16 protein-coding genes are annotated in these 15533 nt (G+C 39.0%); 8 read left to right on the forward strand and 8 right to left on the reverse strand.

Annotated elements, in window-relative coordinates; all coding sequences use genetic code 11:
- The first annotated feature begins 4 nt into the window (after window positions 1-4).
- The 4 genes from HPB14_RS07395 to HPB14_RS07410 all read left to right on the forward strand — a co-directional run bounded on the left by HPB14_RS07395 (window position 5) and on the right by HPB14_RS07410 (window position 4098).
- Window positions 5-1573: a DNA repair protein RecN gene (locus HPB14_RS07395; RefSeq protein WP_001204487.1), complete on the forward strand. Its 1569-nt coding sequence runs from the start codon at window positions 5-7 to the stop codon at window positions 1571-1573.
- Between the two features lie 2 nt (window positions 1574-1575).
- The gene (locus HPB14_RS07400; RefSeq protein ID WP_000667896.1) at window positions 1576-2883 is read left to right on the forward strand and encodes an NFACT family protein; all 1308 of its coding nucleotides are present in this window, start codon (window positions 1576-1578) and stop codon (window positions 2881-2883) included.
- Between the two features lie 19 nt (window positions 2884-2902).
- On the forward strand, window positions 2903-3199 hold the full coding sequence (locus HPB14_RS07405) for a hypothetical protein (protein WP_000539119.1): 297 nt from the start codon (window positions 2903-2905) through the stop codon (window positions 3197-3199).
- Between the two features lie 137 nt (window positions 3200-3336).
- Window positions 3337-4098: a tetratricopeptide repeat protein gene (locus tag HPB14_RS07410; RefSeq protein ID WP_000943867.1), complete on the forward strand. Its 762-nt coding sequence runs from the start codon at window positions 3337-3339 to the stop codon at window positions 4096-4098.
- Window positions 4099-4136: 38 nt separating this feature from the next.
- Here HPB14_RS07410 and HPB14_RS07415 read toward each other — a convergent pair whose 3' ends face one another.
- Entirely contained in the window at window positions 4137-5000 is an 864-nt protein-coding gene (locus HPB14_RS07415; protein ID WP_001282619.1) for a 3'-5' exonuclease, read from the reverse strand.
- Complete coding sequence (gene rpe / locus HPB14_RS07420; RefSeq protein WP_000861395.1) at window positions 4978-5631, reverse strand: ribulose-phosphate 3-epimerase; 654 nt, start codon at window positions 5629-5631, stop codon at window positions 4978-4980. The genes HPB14_RS07415 and rpe overlap by 23 nt, the downstream gene beginning before the upstream one ends.
- A gap of 70 nt (window positions 5632-5701) precedes the next feature.
- Between rpe and HPB14_RS07425 the strand changes: the two genes are divergently transcribed.
- From HPB14_RS07425 to HPB14_RS07440, 4 genes are read left to right on the forward strand one after another with little or no spacing between them, the layout of a single operon-like run.
- Complete coding sequence (locus HPB14_RS07425; RefSeq protein ID WP_000384735.1) at window positions 5702-6574, forward strand: class 1 fructose-bisphosphatase; 873 nt, start codon at window positions 5702-5704, stop codon at window positions 6572-6574.
- The gene (locus HPB14_RS07430; protein WP_014658555.1) at window positions 6574-6777 is read left to right on the forward strand and encodes a hypothetical protein; all 204 of its coding nucleotides are present in this window, start codon (window positions 6574-6576) and stop codon (window positions 6775-6777) included. Before HPB14_RS07425 ends, HPB14_RS07430 begins: the two co-directional genes overlap by 1 nt.
- A gap of 11 nt (window positions 6778-6788) precedes the next feature.
- A complete protein-coding gene (locus tag HPB14_RS08330) occupies window positions 6789-7685 on the forward strand; it encodes a hypothetical protein (protein WP_000157836.1) in 897 nt (298 codons plus the stop codon).
- Entirely contained in the window at window positions 7678-8409 is a 732-nt protein-coding gene (locus HPB14_RS07440) for a hypothetical protein (RefSeq protein WP_014658556.1), read from the forward strand. The genes HPB14_RS08330 and HPB14_RS07440 overlap by 8 nt, the downstream gene beginning before the upstream one ends.
- Before the next feature lie 117 nt (window positions 8410-8526).
- Here HPB14_RS07440 and HPB14_RS07445 read toward each other — a convergent pair whose 3' ends face one another.
- The 6 genes from HPB14_RS07445 to csd1 form a co-directional block, all read right to left on the reverse strand.
- Complete coding sequence (locus HPB14_RS07445) at window positions 8527-9384, reverse strand: cytochrome c1 (RefSeq protein WP_000657605.1); 858 nt, start codon at window positions 9382-9384, stop codon at window positions 8527-8529.
- Window positions 9381-10619 (reverse strand): cytochrome b, encoded by a 1239-nt coding sequence (locus tag HPB14_RS07450; RefSeq protein ID WP_000807881.1) that lies wholly within the window; start codon window positions 10617-10619, stop codon window positions 9381-9383. Before HPB14_RS07450 ends, HPB14_RS07445 begins: the two co-directional genes overlap by 4 nt.
- Window positions 10620-10629: 10 nt before the next feature.
- Entirely contained in the window at window positions 10630-11133 is a 504-nt protein-coding gene (gene petA, locus HPB14_RS07455) for a ubiquinol-cytochrome c reductase iron-sulfur subunit (RefSeq protein WP_000763638.1), read from the reverse strand.
- A 124-nt stretch (window positions 11134-11257) separates the two neighbouring features.
- The gene (mfd, locus tag HPB14_RS07460) at window positions 11258-14257 is read right to left on the reverse strand and encodes a transcription-repair coupling factor (protein ID WP_000616281.1); all 3000 of its coding nucleotides are present in this window, start codon (window positions 14255-14257) and stop codon (window positions 11258-11260) included.
- Between the two features lie 3 nt (window positions 14258-14260).
- Window positions 14261-14575, reverse strand: coding sequence for a bactofilin family protein (locus HPB14_RS07465; protein ID WP_000384500.1), 315 nt, complete (start codon window positions 14573-14575; stop codon window positions 14261-14263).
- Window positions 14576-14589: 14 nt separating this feature from the next.
- Window positions 14590-15528, reverse strand: a complete 939-nt coding sequence (csd1, locus tag HPB14_RS07470; RefSeq protein ID WP_000478035.1) for a peptidoglycan DD-metalloendopeptidase Csd1 — start codon at window positions 15526-15528, stop codon at window positions 14590-14592.
- Window positions 15529-15533 lie beyond the last annotated feature (5 nt).

Here is a 15533-nt window from a genome sequence, read left to right on the forward strand (position 1 = left end):
AAAAATGCGAGATTTCAATAACGCTCAAATCACACGCTTAAAAGTGCGTCAAAACGCTGTTTTTGAAAAATTGGATCTAGAGTTTAAAGATGGCTTGAGCGCGATTAGTGGGGCTAGTGGGGTGGGCAAAAGCGTCCTTATCGCGAGCCTTTTAGGGGCGTTTGGGCTTAAAGAAAGCAACGCTTCAAACATTGAAGTGGAATTGATCGCGCCTTTTTTAGACACGGAAGAATACGGCATTTTTAGAGAAGATAACCACGAACCTTTAGTCATCAGCGTGATTAAAAAAGAAAAAACGCGCTATTTTTTAAACCAAACAAGCCTGTCTAAAAACACGCTCAAAGCGTTATTAAAAGGTTTGATCAAACGCCTATCTAATGATAGATTCAGCCAGAATGAACTCAATGATATTTTAATGCTCTCCTTACTAGATGGCTATATCCAAAACAAAAACAAGGCGTTTAGCCCCCTTTTAGGTGTGCTTGAAGAAAAATTCACCCATTTAGAGAAGCTAGAAAAAGAAAGGCGGTTATTAGAGAATAAAAAGCGTTTTCAAAAGGATTTAGAAGAACGGTTGAATTTTGAAAAAATGAAATTAGAGAGGCTGGATTTAAAAGAAGACGAATACGAACGCCTTTTAGAGCAAAAAAAATTGCTCTCCAGCAAGGAAAAATTGAACGATAAAATCGCTCTGGCGTTAGAGGTGCTAGAAAATACCCACAAGATCACGCATGCTTTAGAGAGCGTGGGCCATAGCGCGGAGTTTTTAAAAAGCGCTTTATTAGAGGCAAGCGCTCTGTTGGAAAAAGAGCAGGCTAAATTAGAAGAGTGCGAGCGTTTGGATATTGAAAAGGTGTTAGAAAAACTTGGCATGCTAAGCGGGATCATTAAGGATTACGGGAGCATTACGCATGCTAAAGAACGCTTAGCGCATGTTAAAAACGAATTGCACAACCTAAAAGAAATTGACCATTATTGCGAAACTTACCACAAAGAAATAGAGCGATTGAAAGCCGAATGCTTGAAATTGTGCGAAGAAATAGGCGGCTTTAGGAAAGAGTATTTAGCCGGTTTTAACGCTCTTTTAAGCGCTAAAGCGAAAGATTTGCTCTTAAAAAGCCCTAGTTTGATCTTAGAAGAAGCCCCCATGAGCGAGAAAGGCGCTCAAAAACTCGTTTTACATTTACAAAATTCCCAATTAGAGACTTTAAGCTCTGGAGAATACAGCCGTTTGAGGTTGGCGTTCATGCTTTTAGAAATGGAGTTTTTAAAGGATTTTAAAGGTGTGTTGGTGTTAGATGAAATGGATTCCAACTTGAGCGGCGAAGAGAGTTTGGCGGTCTCTAAAGCCCTTGAAACCTTGAGCAGCCATTCGCAAATCTTTGCCATTTCGCACCAAGTCCATATCCCAGCGCTCGCTAAAAACCATATTTTGGTGTTTAAAGAAAACCACAAAAGCCTTGCAAAAACCCTTAGTAACGAAGAAAGGGTTTTAGAAATCGCGCGCATGATAGGGGGGAGCGAAAACATAGAGAGCGCGATTTCTTTCGCTAAGGAAAAATTAAAGGTGTGATGATGAAATTTTTTCTTTTAAAGAAAATCAGCGAATTTTTAAACACCCAAACGCATTTTAACCTCAAACGCTTGAGCGCGTCTAGCTTTTTATTAGAAACTTTTTCTAAAGAAAAACACGCCTTTGTTGTAGATTTGAACGCGCCTTATATCGGTTTGTCCAAAAAACCCCCAGAGAGCGTTTTAAAAAACACCCTAGCGTTAGATTTTTGTTTGAATAAATTCACTAAAAACGCCAAAATTTTACAAGCAAACATCATTGATAACGATCGGATTTTAGAAATCACAGGCACTAAAGATTTGGCTTATAAGAGTGAAAATTTTATTTTGCGTTTAGAAATGATCCCTAAAAAAGCCAACCTTATGATTTTAGATCAAGAAAAATGCGTGATAGAAGCCTTTCGTTTTAATGACAGGGTCGCTAAAAACGATATTTTAGGGGCATTGCCTCCTAATATTTACGAGCATCAAGAGGAGGATTTGGATTTTAAGGGATTGTTAGAAATATTAGAAAAAGATTTTTTATTTTACCAACACAAAGAATTGGAACACAAAAAAAATCAAATCATCAAGCGATTAAATATTCAAAAAGAACGCTTGAAAGAAAAATTAGAAAAACTAGAAGATCCTAAAAATTTACAATTGGAAGCGAAAGAATTGCAAACTCAAGCCTCATTGTTGCTCACTTACCAGCATTTAATCCATAAGCATGAAAGTCGCGTGGTTTTAAAGGATTTTGAAGATAAGGAATGTGCGATTGAAATTGATAAGAGCATGCCCTTAAACGCTTTTATCAATAAAAAATTCACTCTCAGTAAAAAAAAGAAACAAAAATCGCAATTCTTGTATTTAGAAGAAGAGAATTTAAAAGAAAAAATCGCTTTTAAAGAAAATCAAATCAACTATGTTAAAGGAGCGCAAGAAGAAAGTGTTTTAGAAATGTTTATACCGGTAAAAAACTCTAAAATCAAACGCCCGATGAATGGGTATGAAGTGCTGTATTATAAGGATTTTAAAATCGGTTTAGGGAAAAACCAAAAAGAGAATATCAAACTCTTACAAGACGCAAGGGCGAATGATTTGTGGATGCATGTAAGAAATATTCCTGGATCGCATTTGATCGTTTTTTGCCAAAAGAACGCACCCAAAGATGAGGTCATTATGGAATTAGCCAAAATGTTGATTAAAATGCAAAAAGATGCGTTTAATAGTTACGAAATTGACTACACGCAGCGAAAATTTGTCAAAATCATCAAAGGAGCTAATGTCATTTACTCAAAATACCGAACTATTAGTCTAAAGGACACTTAAACATTCTAAGGAGATTAGCATGGGTGTTTCAGCTTTAGGCAATGTAACTTATATCAATCAAAACGCTCCTTTAAATTCTGCTATCCAACAGGGTGCAAGAAGTGATATGTTGGATTTAGTGCAAAGCTTTCAAAGCAAGCTTGAATTAGCCCAAGAAACAAGGGCGTTAGAAAACATGCAAGCTATTAGCGATAAAGATCCTAAAGAAGGCTCCAAAAACCGCTATCCAAACAGCCAAAGGGCTAAGGCGTTTGGCTTGGAAGAAGAAGAAATTGAATTGTGGCATGAAGAACATTTGCTGGATATTGTGGGGTAGGGTATTGCGAATAACCCCTATCCTTTCATGAGTTTAAAATGAAATAATCAAGTCCCCGTTTTTTAAACATTAAAAGATTTTAGCTATCAATATCAATCGCAATAGAATCTTATATTTTTAACAAAAGGGAATGCGTCATGTTAAGGGGTGTCAAAAAAGCGGTTTTTAGGGTTTTGTGTTTGGGGGCGTTGTGTTTAGGGGGGTTAATGGCAGAGCAAGACTCTAAAGAGCTTATATTTTCAGGTATCACTATTTACACGGATAAAGATTTCACTAGGGCTAAGGAATACTTTGAAAAAGCTTGTAGATTAAACGATGCTGATGGTTGTGCGATCTTAAGAGAGGCTTATTCTAAAGTCATCCTAAAAGGAAGTGCAAGAGAAAGCATTGAAAAAGCTCTTGAACACACCGCTACTGCTAAAGCTTGCAAATCAAACGATGCTGAAAAATGCAAGGACTTAGCAGAGTTTTATTTTAATGCAAACGATCTTAAAAATGCTTTAGAATATTACTCTAAATCTTGTAAGTTAAATAATGTTGAAGGGTGTATGCTGTCAGCAACTTTTTATAACGATATGATAAAGGGTTTGAAAAAAGATAAAAAAGATCTAGAATATTATTCTAAAGCTTGCGAGTTAAACTATGGCGATGGCTGTGCGATTTTAGGGGATATTTATCATAATGGTGAAGGCGTAACACAAAATTTTAAAAAAGCTTTTGAATATTCTGCCAAAGCTTGTGAATTGAACGATGCTAAAGGGTGTTACGCTCTAGCAGCGTTTTATAATGAGGGTAAAGGCGTAGCAAAGGATGAAAAGCAAACGACAGAAAACCTTAAAAAGAGTTGCGAATTAGGGTTAAAAGAAGCATGCGATATTCTCAAAGAACAAAAACAATAAAATCCTAGCCCTATTAAGCCCCATTAAACAGCTTTCGTTTAACTGGTTGCTTTTATGATATTTAACAAACCCTTTGTCCTTTCAAAAAGAGAAAATGGCGGTGGAGTCTCTTGGTATTTGGATCTTGGGGGTCTTTTGATAAGAGTGTTAGCACATTTGGAAAAATCAATCAAATCCATTGTTGTTTTGATGTAACTGGGCAAGTTTAACAGGCATATTTCAAAGAGTTTATAGCTCGCTAAAGCGTCTGCGTAGGCTCTATGGCTGACTTCTATGCCAAACCCTAAAAGCTCTTTTAAAAAGCTCAAAGAATAACGCATGGACAAAATGGCTCGTTTGGATAAATCCAAAGTGCAAAGCTTTAAATTCAATAAGGGGCAATGCAATTTTTCTACAAAATAACGCCCTAAAAAGTTGTAATCAAAATTAGCGTTGTGGGCCACAAACACGCTATTGCCTAAAAAAAGCCTCAATTCTTGCAAAGCTTCATGCGCGCTTGGGGCGTTTAGGGTGTCTTCATAAGTGATGCCTGTAAGATCAGAAATATAATCAGGCACGCTTTTGACTTTCACAAGGGTTTCAAAACGATTGATAATTTCCCCCCCTTTCACTTGCACGGCCCCGATTTCTAAAATCTCATGCTTTATGGGGCAAGAGCCGGTGGTCTCTAAATCAATAAAGGAAAAAACCTCATCTTTAAGGGGGGTTTTAAGGTTTTTGAGCGTGATTAAATTTTCACTCGTTTCTATGAAATTAAGCCCGCATGCTTTTAAATATTCCAAATTGATTTCATCATAAATAAGGCGAGAGAGCGATTTTTCTAGCATGCCCAAGCTTAAATCCTGGTGCTTTAAGCGAGCGATTAGGGCTTGGATGTCTTTATGCAAGAGGTTGTCTGACATTCTGTAAGCCTTCAATAGCCAGCTTACGATCTTTGGATTTAAAAATATAACTCCCTGAAACCACCACATCCACGCCCGCTTGTTGGAGTTCAAAGATATTTTTATCGTTCACGCCCCCATCCACTTCTAAAAGGCAGCTCGGGTTGTAGCGCCTGATCAATTCTTTAACTTTCAAACACTTTTCTAGCACTAAATCTAAAAACTTCTGCCCACCAAAGCCCGGATTCACGCTCATTAAAAGCACTAGCCCCACGCTTTCTAGCAAGTATTTAACACTCTCTTCATGCGTGTGGGGGTTTAGGACAACGCCTGGCGTGATGCCTAGATTTTTAATGAGTTGCAACACCCTGTGGGGGTGTTTTTCATTTTCTGCATGAATGCTAATGATTTGCGGTTTTAAAGGAGAAAATAATTCTACAAAAAAGCTCGCGTTTTCTACCATTAAATGCACATCTAAAGGCACTTGGCTCATTTGAGTAACATTCTCTAAAATCACAGGCCCCATGGTTAAATTAGGCACATAATGCCCATCCATCACATCCACATGCAAAAAATCAGCGTTACTCACGCTCTCTATCTCTTTGGCTAAATGCAAAAAATCAGCGCTCAAAAGGCTCGGGGCTACTTTCAAAATACTTCCCTATTTCCAATGTTTTAAAGTAAAATATTAGCATCTTTAATCAAATCATAAAAGGGTTTTTATGGATTACAAACATTTTAAATGCAAGCATGCGAACATCGTTATAGAAATTATTAGTCTTTTAGAAAAAGGGGTTAAAAAAGCCCAAGAAATTTTAGAAAAACCGGACGCTGGGAGTTACACTAAGTTAGAAAACAGCAGCGGGGATACGCCCATTAAAGCGGATTTAGCCCTAGATAAGTTTTTAGAAGAAAATTTTTTGAGTTTAGAAAATGTCAAAAGCGTTTTTAGCGAAGAAAAAGAAACGCCTGTTACTAAAGAAAACGGCTCCTATTTGATCGCTTATGACCCCTTAGATGGGAGTTCAGTCATGGAGGCGAATTTCTTAGTAGGCACGATTATAGGGGTTTATGAAAAGGATTATAAGGCGCAAAATTTAGTTGCAAGCCTTTATGTGGTTTTTGGGCATAAAATTGAATTAGTGGTGGCTTTAGAAGAAGTTTATCGTTACGCCTTTTATCAGAACAAGTTTCATTTTATAGAAACCATCGTTTTAGAAAATAAGGGTAAAATCGTCGCTAGCGGAGGCAATCAAAAGGATTTTTCTTTGGGCTTAAAAAAGGCTTTAGAGGGGTTTTTTGCAGAAAATTACCGCTTACGATACTCAGGATCTATGGTGGCTGATGTCCATCATGTGTTGGTTAAAAAAGGCGGGGTGTTTTCCTACCCGCAAAAGAAATTGCGAAAGCTTTTTGAAGTCTTTCCTTTGGCCTTGATGGTTGAAAAAGCTAAAGGGGAAGCGTTTTATTTTGATAAGGGGGTTAAAAAGCGTTTGCTAGAACAAAGCGTGGAAAGCTATCATGAAAAAAGCGAATGCTATTTAGCCAGTCCGCATGAAGCTCAGGTTTTAGAAAAATATTTAAAGGGAGAATGATGCAAAATAGCGCTAAAAAATTAGAATACGAAGAGCGTTTTAATGCCGCTCTTTTGAAATTACAAGCATGCCAAGAAGAAAAGCAAGTAGCGAGTTGCTTGAAATGCGAGCAGGTTTTAAAATGCGAGATCCGCAACAGCTATGTGGATGCGGCTTATGAAAGCATGAGTTTAGGCGAAGCGGGCGGGTTTGATTTCAATTAAATGGGATTAAAATGGCTAGTAATGCTACCTTGCAAAAGAATTTAGACGCTTTTTACACCCACCCCAAAATCGCGCGATTTTGTTTGGATTTACTAAAAGATCTCATCATTCAAAATCTAGGGCTAGACTTAAACGCATTCCATTTTTTAGAGCCAAGTGCAGGGAGTGGGAGCTTTGTTGATGCGTTAAAAGAATTAGGGATTGCTGATTGCATCGCCCTTGATATTGCCCCTAAAGCTCAAGGCATTCAAAAAAAAGATTATTTGTTGGAATTGATTGAGTTTGATAAAAAGCGTGTCATTGTTGGCAACCCTCCTTTTGGGCATAGAGGGAAATTAGCCCTAGATTTTTTAAACAAATCTTTAAACGAAGCGCCTATTGTAGCGTTTATTTTGCCTAATTTATTCAAACGCTATTCCATTCAAAAACACATTGATAAGCGTGCAAAATTGGTTTTAAACGCTGATTTAGAAAAAAACGCTTTTATTTTTAATGAACGGCCCTATGATGTGAAATGCGTTTTTCAAACCTATATGCATAAAAATATCGCCCTAAATCTTAAAGACGAACGCATCATTGCACCCCCTAAAATCCGCCATAATGACTTCATCACTTATATTCATAACAACACGCCACACACCCTAAAATATTTCAACAAAGAAAAATACCAATGGGATTTTGCGGTGGTGAGACAAGGCTTTTATGACTACAACGAAAAGATCACCAATGCAAATTTACTGGTTAAAAACCGACAATATTTTTTTATTAAAGCCCACTCCAAAGAAGCTTTAAGGATTATCCATAAAATTGATTTTAACAAACTCGCTCATAAAAACACGCAAGTTTTAGGGTTTTCTACTTATGATTTTGTGGAAGAATATTGCAAATTAAAGGAAATGCATGCTTGAAAAAGTGTTCCAAGAAATTACCAATAAAAGAAAGTTTTTTGCAAGTTCTAGCACAGGGGAGCAGTTTGAAAACCAATTTAGGAATGAATTAAAAAAACACTTTAGCGAAATCAATGGCGATTTAACAGAAGAATTAAGCCATATTGAAGAAAAGCCTAATAAAGAAATCAAAACCGCTTTTAACCAACTCAAAAAGCAAGTTTTAGAAAAAAATCACCCACACACCCTTAAAAACCCTTTTTCAAACCTTACAAGCCATTTTTTATACCAGCCTTTTGGCTCACAAAATTACCCTGATTTTTTGGTTTTTATTTTTGATCATGTGGTGGGGATTGAAATCAAGTTTTCTAAAAACGATAAGGGTGAAAAAAATCTTCAAACTTCTCGCCCCATGTGGAATTCAAACCTGCCTAAACCCAATGCGATTTATGTGTATGGAGTCGCTAATGCAAACATCACTTTTTTTAAAGGCTCAGATATTTTGAGTTATGAAATCAGAGAGGTCTTGCTCAAGTATTTTGATACTTTAGATAAAGATGAAGGAAGTTTGAAAAACGCCTTAAAGGATTTAGAAAACCCTTTTGGGTTTGCCCCCTACATCAGAAAAGCTTATGAGCATAAAAAGGAATTTTCTAACCACCACCAGATTGAAAGCTTCTTTTCGCCCAACCACATTTTAAGAGAGCAGAATGTCTTGGAATTTTTGAAAACGCTCACTCATTAGCGTATTTATTTCCCACTTATCTATTTCTTGTAGAATGCAAATTTGTTTTTAGCGTAAAGAAATTGATGATCGGTCTCATAGAAAAACCTCCTTGCATTCTCTCCCCCTTTTTTCACTTCAATGCACTTCGCTCCAAACTTTTCTTTTCCACGCATAAGCCAAGAACGACAGCACCGCAAAGAAAATCATGATTTTTATCCCTAAGGTATTCCTTTCATGTTTTTTCCTATCGCCTGCTTTTTCCAAATATGCGATGACTTGTTTTTGAGCTTGTTCACTCAACCCCACTCTAGGCATAGCCGTGCCAGGCAAAAGCTTTTGCGGATCGTTGATGAAAATATTCAAGCCATGTTCGCCTTTAGCTCTAATCATCATGGACAAATCAGGTGCATGAGAGCCTAAATAATTGGCTAGATCTTTAGGATCGCTAAAGGCCTTATCTTTCGCATAATCCAGGCTATGGCACCTTTGACAGCTTTGCGCGAACACTTCCTTATCGCTCAAATTTTTAGGCAAAATAGAAGTGAGATACGCCACAATATCGCTCAAATCTTTATCGCTAAATTGAGAAAACGCCGGCATAGGATAGGGCCTTTCATCGTTGAACTTATGGCTCAATTTCGCCGTTTTCACGGGGTCTTTGATGAAGTGGGCTAAGAAATTCGCGTTCAAAACCCCCGCCACATGGCTTAAATCCGGTGGCACGACCCCAAAAGAGTTGCTCGCACTAAGGCTGTCCATAGGGGCTGGAATGTTTTGGGATTTAATGCCATGGCAAGCGGTGCAATTTTCAGCTACAAGCTGTTTGCCTTTATTGGCGTCGCCATTTTTTAAATCCATCGGCTCTAAATCCTTGAAAGCAAAATCCGCCGGAGCGACTTTAGGGTGCATCACCGAATGCGCATAAGGCTCAACCCCATAATAAATCACGCCTACCACCACAATAAGGATGATTAGAATCTTAAATTCTTTCATCTAACACCCCCTTGTTTCTTGCTCTCAGCGATAGTGATAATGGGCAATACCACAAAGAAAAGGGCCAAAAAAGTGATTGAACCCGCTAAGCCAATGTATTTACCGATCCCAAGCGGAGGCAATTTACCATAGATCGTTAAAACAATCATATCAATGATTAAAAGCCAAAACCACGCCTCAAACGCAGGCCGTTTGTGCGCGGGAGCGACAACCGGGCTTCTGTCCAAAAAGGGCAGTAAGAAGAAAATCACTTGCGCCACGCCAAAAGCCATTAGCCCTAAATCAGCGCTAAAGAAAAAGCCCCTTAAGACTTCATAGCTCCATAAGAAATACCATTCAGGGTAAATGTGAGGCGGCGTTTTAAGGCTGTTAGCCCTTTCAAAGTTGATAGGATCCATCGCGAAATCATAGTGGTAACACACCAAGTAAAAGAAAAAGACCATGAACGCGCAAACCACAAAAATATCTTTAGACAAGAACACCGGCCAAAAAGGAATGACTTTGGATTCTTTTTTCTTGCCTTCAATGAATTTCTTTTCTTCTAATTCAAAGTCAATCTCTTCGCCTTCTTGGTTATTGACATGCGGGATGCGTAAAGAATAAAAATGCACCCCAACAAGTAGAATGATCGCAATGGGCAGTAAAAAGACATGGAGCATGAAAAAGCGCGTTAAAGTGGAATCCGCCACGACATAATTGCCCCTAATCCATTCCACCACATCAGCCCCAATAAAAGGAATGCCCCCAAATAAATTAGTGATAACCGCTGCGGCCCAATAGCTCATCTGCCCCCAAGGCAACATATACCCGCTAAAGGCTTCCGCGCTAAAGACCACAAATAAAATCATCCCGCTAATCCAAATCATCTCACGGCCCTTTTTGTAAGAGCCATAATAGATGCCAACAAACATGTGGATATAAATGATGACAAAAATCATGCTCGCTGCCGTGGCATGCATGTGGCGCCAAAGCCAGCCATAAGCCACTTCTTGCATGATGGTGAAATTCACGCTATCAAACGCCATTTTCGCATCAGGCTTGTAATACATGAGCAAGAAAATCCCTGAGACCACAAGCACGCCAAAAAGGGTCAATAAAATCACCCCCATCGCCCATAAGAAATTGATGTTTTTAGGGATCCAATATTCTGTCATTAGCACTTTAACAAGCTTGTTAGTACCAAGACGCATGTCCAGCCATTCGCCTAAATTCTTCGCCTTTTTTATCTCTGCCATGGAATTCTCCTTACGCTTTAGCCATCATTTTCTTGTATTCAGCCCCGGCTTCACCAAAAGTGATTTTAGTGCCTTCAATTTTAAAAGGCGGGATATCAAAAGGGCGTGGAGGGGGGGTGCCGGCAATATTCACGCCATCAGCAGTGAAACGCCCCCCATGGCATGGGCATAAAAAACCTTTTTCTTCATCTTGATAAGTGGGGATACACCCTAAATGCGTGCAAATTTGAATGGCTGTGGTAAAAACGCTCTCGCCAATTTTAAAATCGCGCTTCTCATTAAAGCCCTCTTTTTTAGAACGCTTGAGGATATAGACCGGTTTCCCACGCCATTCCACCGTGGAAAACTGCCCTTCTTGCATGTTCGCCACATCTATGGTTGTAAAACCGGCTGAAACAACGCTTGGAAGCGGATCCCAAGTCTTTTTCATCGCTACTAGACTCGCTATCGCCCCTATAGCTGTAACGCTAGCAAGGCTCATTCCTAAAAAATCACGCCTTTGAATATCTGCCATGATTAAAAAACTCCTTAATGATAATTACCTTTTAACGACTAAAGGCATAGCAAATCCCTATTTTACAACAAACTCTCTTAATAATCTTTTTAAAATAACAAATTGAGACCAAAATCAAACGCTTTTAACGCCGTTTTAAAGAAATTTGAGCGCGCAGATGTTTCAAAAGGGTTTCTAAAATATCGTTATCGTCTTTGCTTGGGGCTTTCAGGCTTTCTTTATGTTCATCGCTATAAGTAAGGGTGATGTTTTGATTGAAATTAGAAAGTTTAATGATGCCAAGCTGGTTGGCTAAAATTTTAAGCGTAATGATTTGCAAAAATTGAGCGCTCAAATCGTCTATTTTGCCAAACCTGTCTTCTATTTCTTCATGGATTTGCCCCACCTCATCTGTATTTTCACACAAACTCAAACGGCGATACAAATCCAACCTCAAACTATCGCTTGCGATGAGTTCAGGGTTTAAAAAAGCGCTCACGCCAAGTTGGATTTCTACGCTTTTTTCAAGCCTTTTCTTCCCCCCACTCAATTCATAAATCGCGTCTTCAAGCATGTGCGTATAGAGCGCATAACCGATATTTTTAATATGCCCGCTTTGATCCTGCCCGAGCAAATTCCCGCCCCCCCTGATTTCTAAATCATGATAAGCGATACTCTCCCCACTGCCTAAATACGAATTTTTTTCTAAAGCGAGCAAGCGTTTTAAAGCCTGTTCGTTCAAACTTTTTTGATCTTCTATGAGGAAATAACAAAAGCCTTCTTTTTTGCCTCTCCCCACACGCCCTCTTAATTGGTGCAAATCAGCCAGCCCGAAATTTTGCGCATTATCAATAATAATCGTGTTAGCGTTAGGCAAATGAATCCCTGATTCCACAATAGAAGTGCATAATAAAACCTGATAGTTCCCCTTATCAAACTCTAGCATGATTTCTTCGCTCTTATTAGCGTTAATCTGGGAATGCAAAATAGCGATTTTGAGTTTAGGGATTAAATCTTCTAGCTTGGTTTTGACTTTTGAAATGCTAGCGATGTGGTTATGGATGTAAAAAATTTGCCCGTTACGGCGTAATTCTCTATGAATAATCTCTTTTAAGAGTTCGTCATTCTTTTCTTTCAAAAAAGTGCGGCTGGGCTTTCTGTCTGTGGGCGGGGTTTTTAAAGAGCTAATGCCTTTAATTTGAGAGAGCGCCATGTTTAGAGTGCGCGGGATAGGCGTAGCGGACATGCTTAAAAAATGCACGCTTTTGCTCAATTCTTTTAAAGCTTCTTTTTGTTTCACGCCAAATTTATGCTCTTCATCCACCACCACTAAACCCAAGTTTTTGAATTTCGCGCCTAAAATCGCATGCGTGCCTACAAGAACATCAACTAGCCCTAATTCTACGGCCTTTAAAAGCTTGTTTTTTTCGCTCGCATACCTGTCCAAACGAGCCACTTTAACGCCAAAATTTTCAAAACGCGCCCTTAAGGTCTCAAAATGCTGGTGCGCTAATAAAGTAGTAGGCACGACTAGCGTGCTTTGAAAGCCGTTTAAAAACGTGCAAAAAATCGCATGCATCGCCACTTCTGTTTTCCCAAAACCCACATCCCCATTCAACAATCTGTCCATCACCCTGTGAGAGCTTAAATCCCTTGAAATTTCAGCGATGGCTTTTTCTTGATCGCTGGTGTATTCAAACCCCGCATGCGATTTAAAGACCTCCAACTCCGCTAAATGCACATCCATCTTTTTACCCAAGATCAAATTGCGTTCAGCCGCTAATTCAATGATCTTGCCTGCAATTTCTAAAAGCTTAGTCCTGACTTTAGCTTTTAATTTGAGAAAACTCCCTTTCCCTAGACGGTCTTTAGCTGGCACGCTATCGCTTTGCGCCACATAGCGAGCGATGAGATGCAAGTTTTCTACCGGTAATAGCAGTTTGTCTTCGCCCAAATAAGCGATTTCTAAAAAATCCCTCTTGCTCCCTAAAACGCTGTGCTGGACTAATTGAGAAAACACGCCCACCCCGTAATCATCATGCACCACCCATTCGCCCGCATTCAATTCATTCAAAGCGAGCTTGGATTTTCTATGCTTTTTCTTCCTTTCAAAAGAATTGAGCGAAATAAAAATCCCATCAGGTGTTTTAAAGTTTAACACAAAGGGGGCGATCACGCATTCCATGCTGCTTTTTTCAAGCACACTTATCGCATTGTCTAAAATCGTTTTATTAGGAGCTAGGAGCGTGATTTTATGGTGCGAATGCAAAGCGATAAAGCCTTCTAGGGCATGCGCATGGATTTCTAAATCTTCATAGCCTTGCGCGTTTTCTAAAACCTTTAAAAATTTGAAACGCTCATCATCCAATTCGTTTAAGCTCGCTAATTCTTGAATTTCTTCTAAAGCTCTAGGGCTTATAACGCTTTTATAAACGCTTAGCAAGTCTTGTGCTTTTTCTCCTAAAAACCACAAACCAAAACTGGTTAAATCTTTAGAAAAGCTATTTAAGGGGCTTTGTTCCACTTTTGTTTTTAGATCCTTATAGGATGGTTCGTCCAAACTAAAAAGCGTGGGGGGGATTTCAATTTCTAACAAATCTTCTTTAAGACTCATTTGAGTGGTAGGGTCAAATTCCTTAATGCTCTCACACTCCGTGTCAAAAAAACTCAAGCGATACGCCTTAGAATTAGGTATATAAATATCCACAATATCCCCCCTAAAGCTCGCTTCGCCTTCCAATTCCACTAAGTCTAAAATTTCATAGCCATAATAAAAGAGCTTGTCTTTCAAATCCTTAAGGTTATATTTTTCTAAAAGAGTGATTTTAAAGCTTTTTAAAAGTTCTTTTTTAGGTAAAGGGTGCAATAAAGCGCTAATAGGGGCAATGATGATAGTTTCTTGCTTGTTTTCTAAGGCCTGATAAAACTCCCTCAAACCCCCTAAAAGCTGTAAAAATTCTTCAAAAAACGAACGCAAATCGTCGTTTTTTTTAGCCCTAAACTCTGGGAAAAGAACGGCTTTAATATTTGGCTTAAAATAGCTTATGACTTCTTTAGCGAGCCTGGATTCTTTAAAATCCTTACAAGCGAGTATTTGATAATCAAAGCCTTCATTTAAGGCTTTATAAAGGCTAGATTGGATCATTCCCTATTTATTTTCAATTTTCTTTTCTTGCTCATTGATCAACAACGCACCCCCTTGAAGGTTTTTAGGGCGAGTCTCCCCAATCAAAATCCCTTTCCTTTCCACCACAAGCTCTTGGCTAGAGATCTTACCATCAAGGCGCCCTAAAGGCATGATTTCTACCACTTCCGCTTCCACCGTGCCAGTAAACTTGCCATTCACTACTAATTTATTAGCGAAAATCTCACCCACTACCGAGCCGGTTTGCCCAATCACCACCGTGCTTTTAGAATGCACCACCCCCTCTAATTCGCCATCCACATGCAAATGGTAATCCAAATGAAGCTCACCCTTTATTTTTGTGCCTTGAGCGATGATAGTCGCTGGTCCTGTTTTTGCATTAGCCGATTTATTATTGTTATCAAAGATTGCCATCTGATGCTCCTTTCCTTATTAAAAACTTCTTCAAAATCTTTCATGTTCCATTTGGTGAAACTCATGGGGTTTATGGGTTGATCTAAGAAGCGCACTTCATAATGCAAATGCGGCCCTGTGCTCATCCCTGTATTACCACTATACCCAATCAACTGCCCTTTTTTGACAAATTCGCCCGTTTTTACGACGATTTTATTCAAATGGGCGTAGTAGGTTTTAAAACCAAAAGGGTGGAAAACTTTAATCAAATTCCCATACCCCCCATTCCACCCTTTGCTCGCTAACCCCACTACCCCGCTCGCGCTCGCATACACAGGGGTGTTAATAGCGGTGCTTAAATCAAGCCCGGTATGGTTGTGCAACACATGCAAAATAGGGTGGATTCTTTTATTAAAGGCAGCTGAAACGCGCCGATAGGATTCTAGCGGGTAGTCATTAGGGATAAGGCGCATGATAAAGCTTTTTTGAAGCCCGGTAATCCCAGCGACATCCAAGCGGCTGGAAAAATTGCCCTCTTCTTTTTCTTCTTCAGGCCTATTCACCCCCACCACTTCTTCTAAATCGTTGATGCGTTCCCCTGAAAGTTGCAAATCGTCTAAAAATTCATCCATTTGCAAAGAAAGCTTTTCATTCGTCTCTCTTTTTTTCTCAAATTCCTTAGTGATTAAAGCATGCTGTTTTTCAATGTTTTTAATTTCTTTATTTAAAACCAGTAATGAAACGCCTAAAAACAATAGAGAGCCTATAACGCTCAACAGCGCATACAAGCCAATTTGGCGGAATAAGATATGCACATTAATATAACGGCTCCCTTTAGAGTCCGTAACCATCACAATCAAACGCCTGTCTAAAAACACTAAAA

Origin of the sequence: Helicobacter pylori HUP-B14, from assembly GCF_000259235.1 — a bacterium.
GTDB classification, from domain to species: Bacteria; Campylobacterota; Campylobacteria; order Campylobacterales; family Helicobacteraceae; genus Helicobacter; species Helicobacter pylori_CU.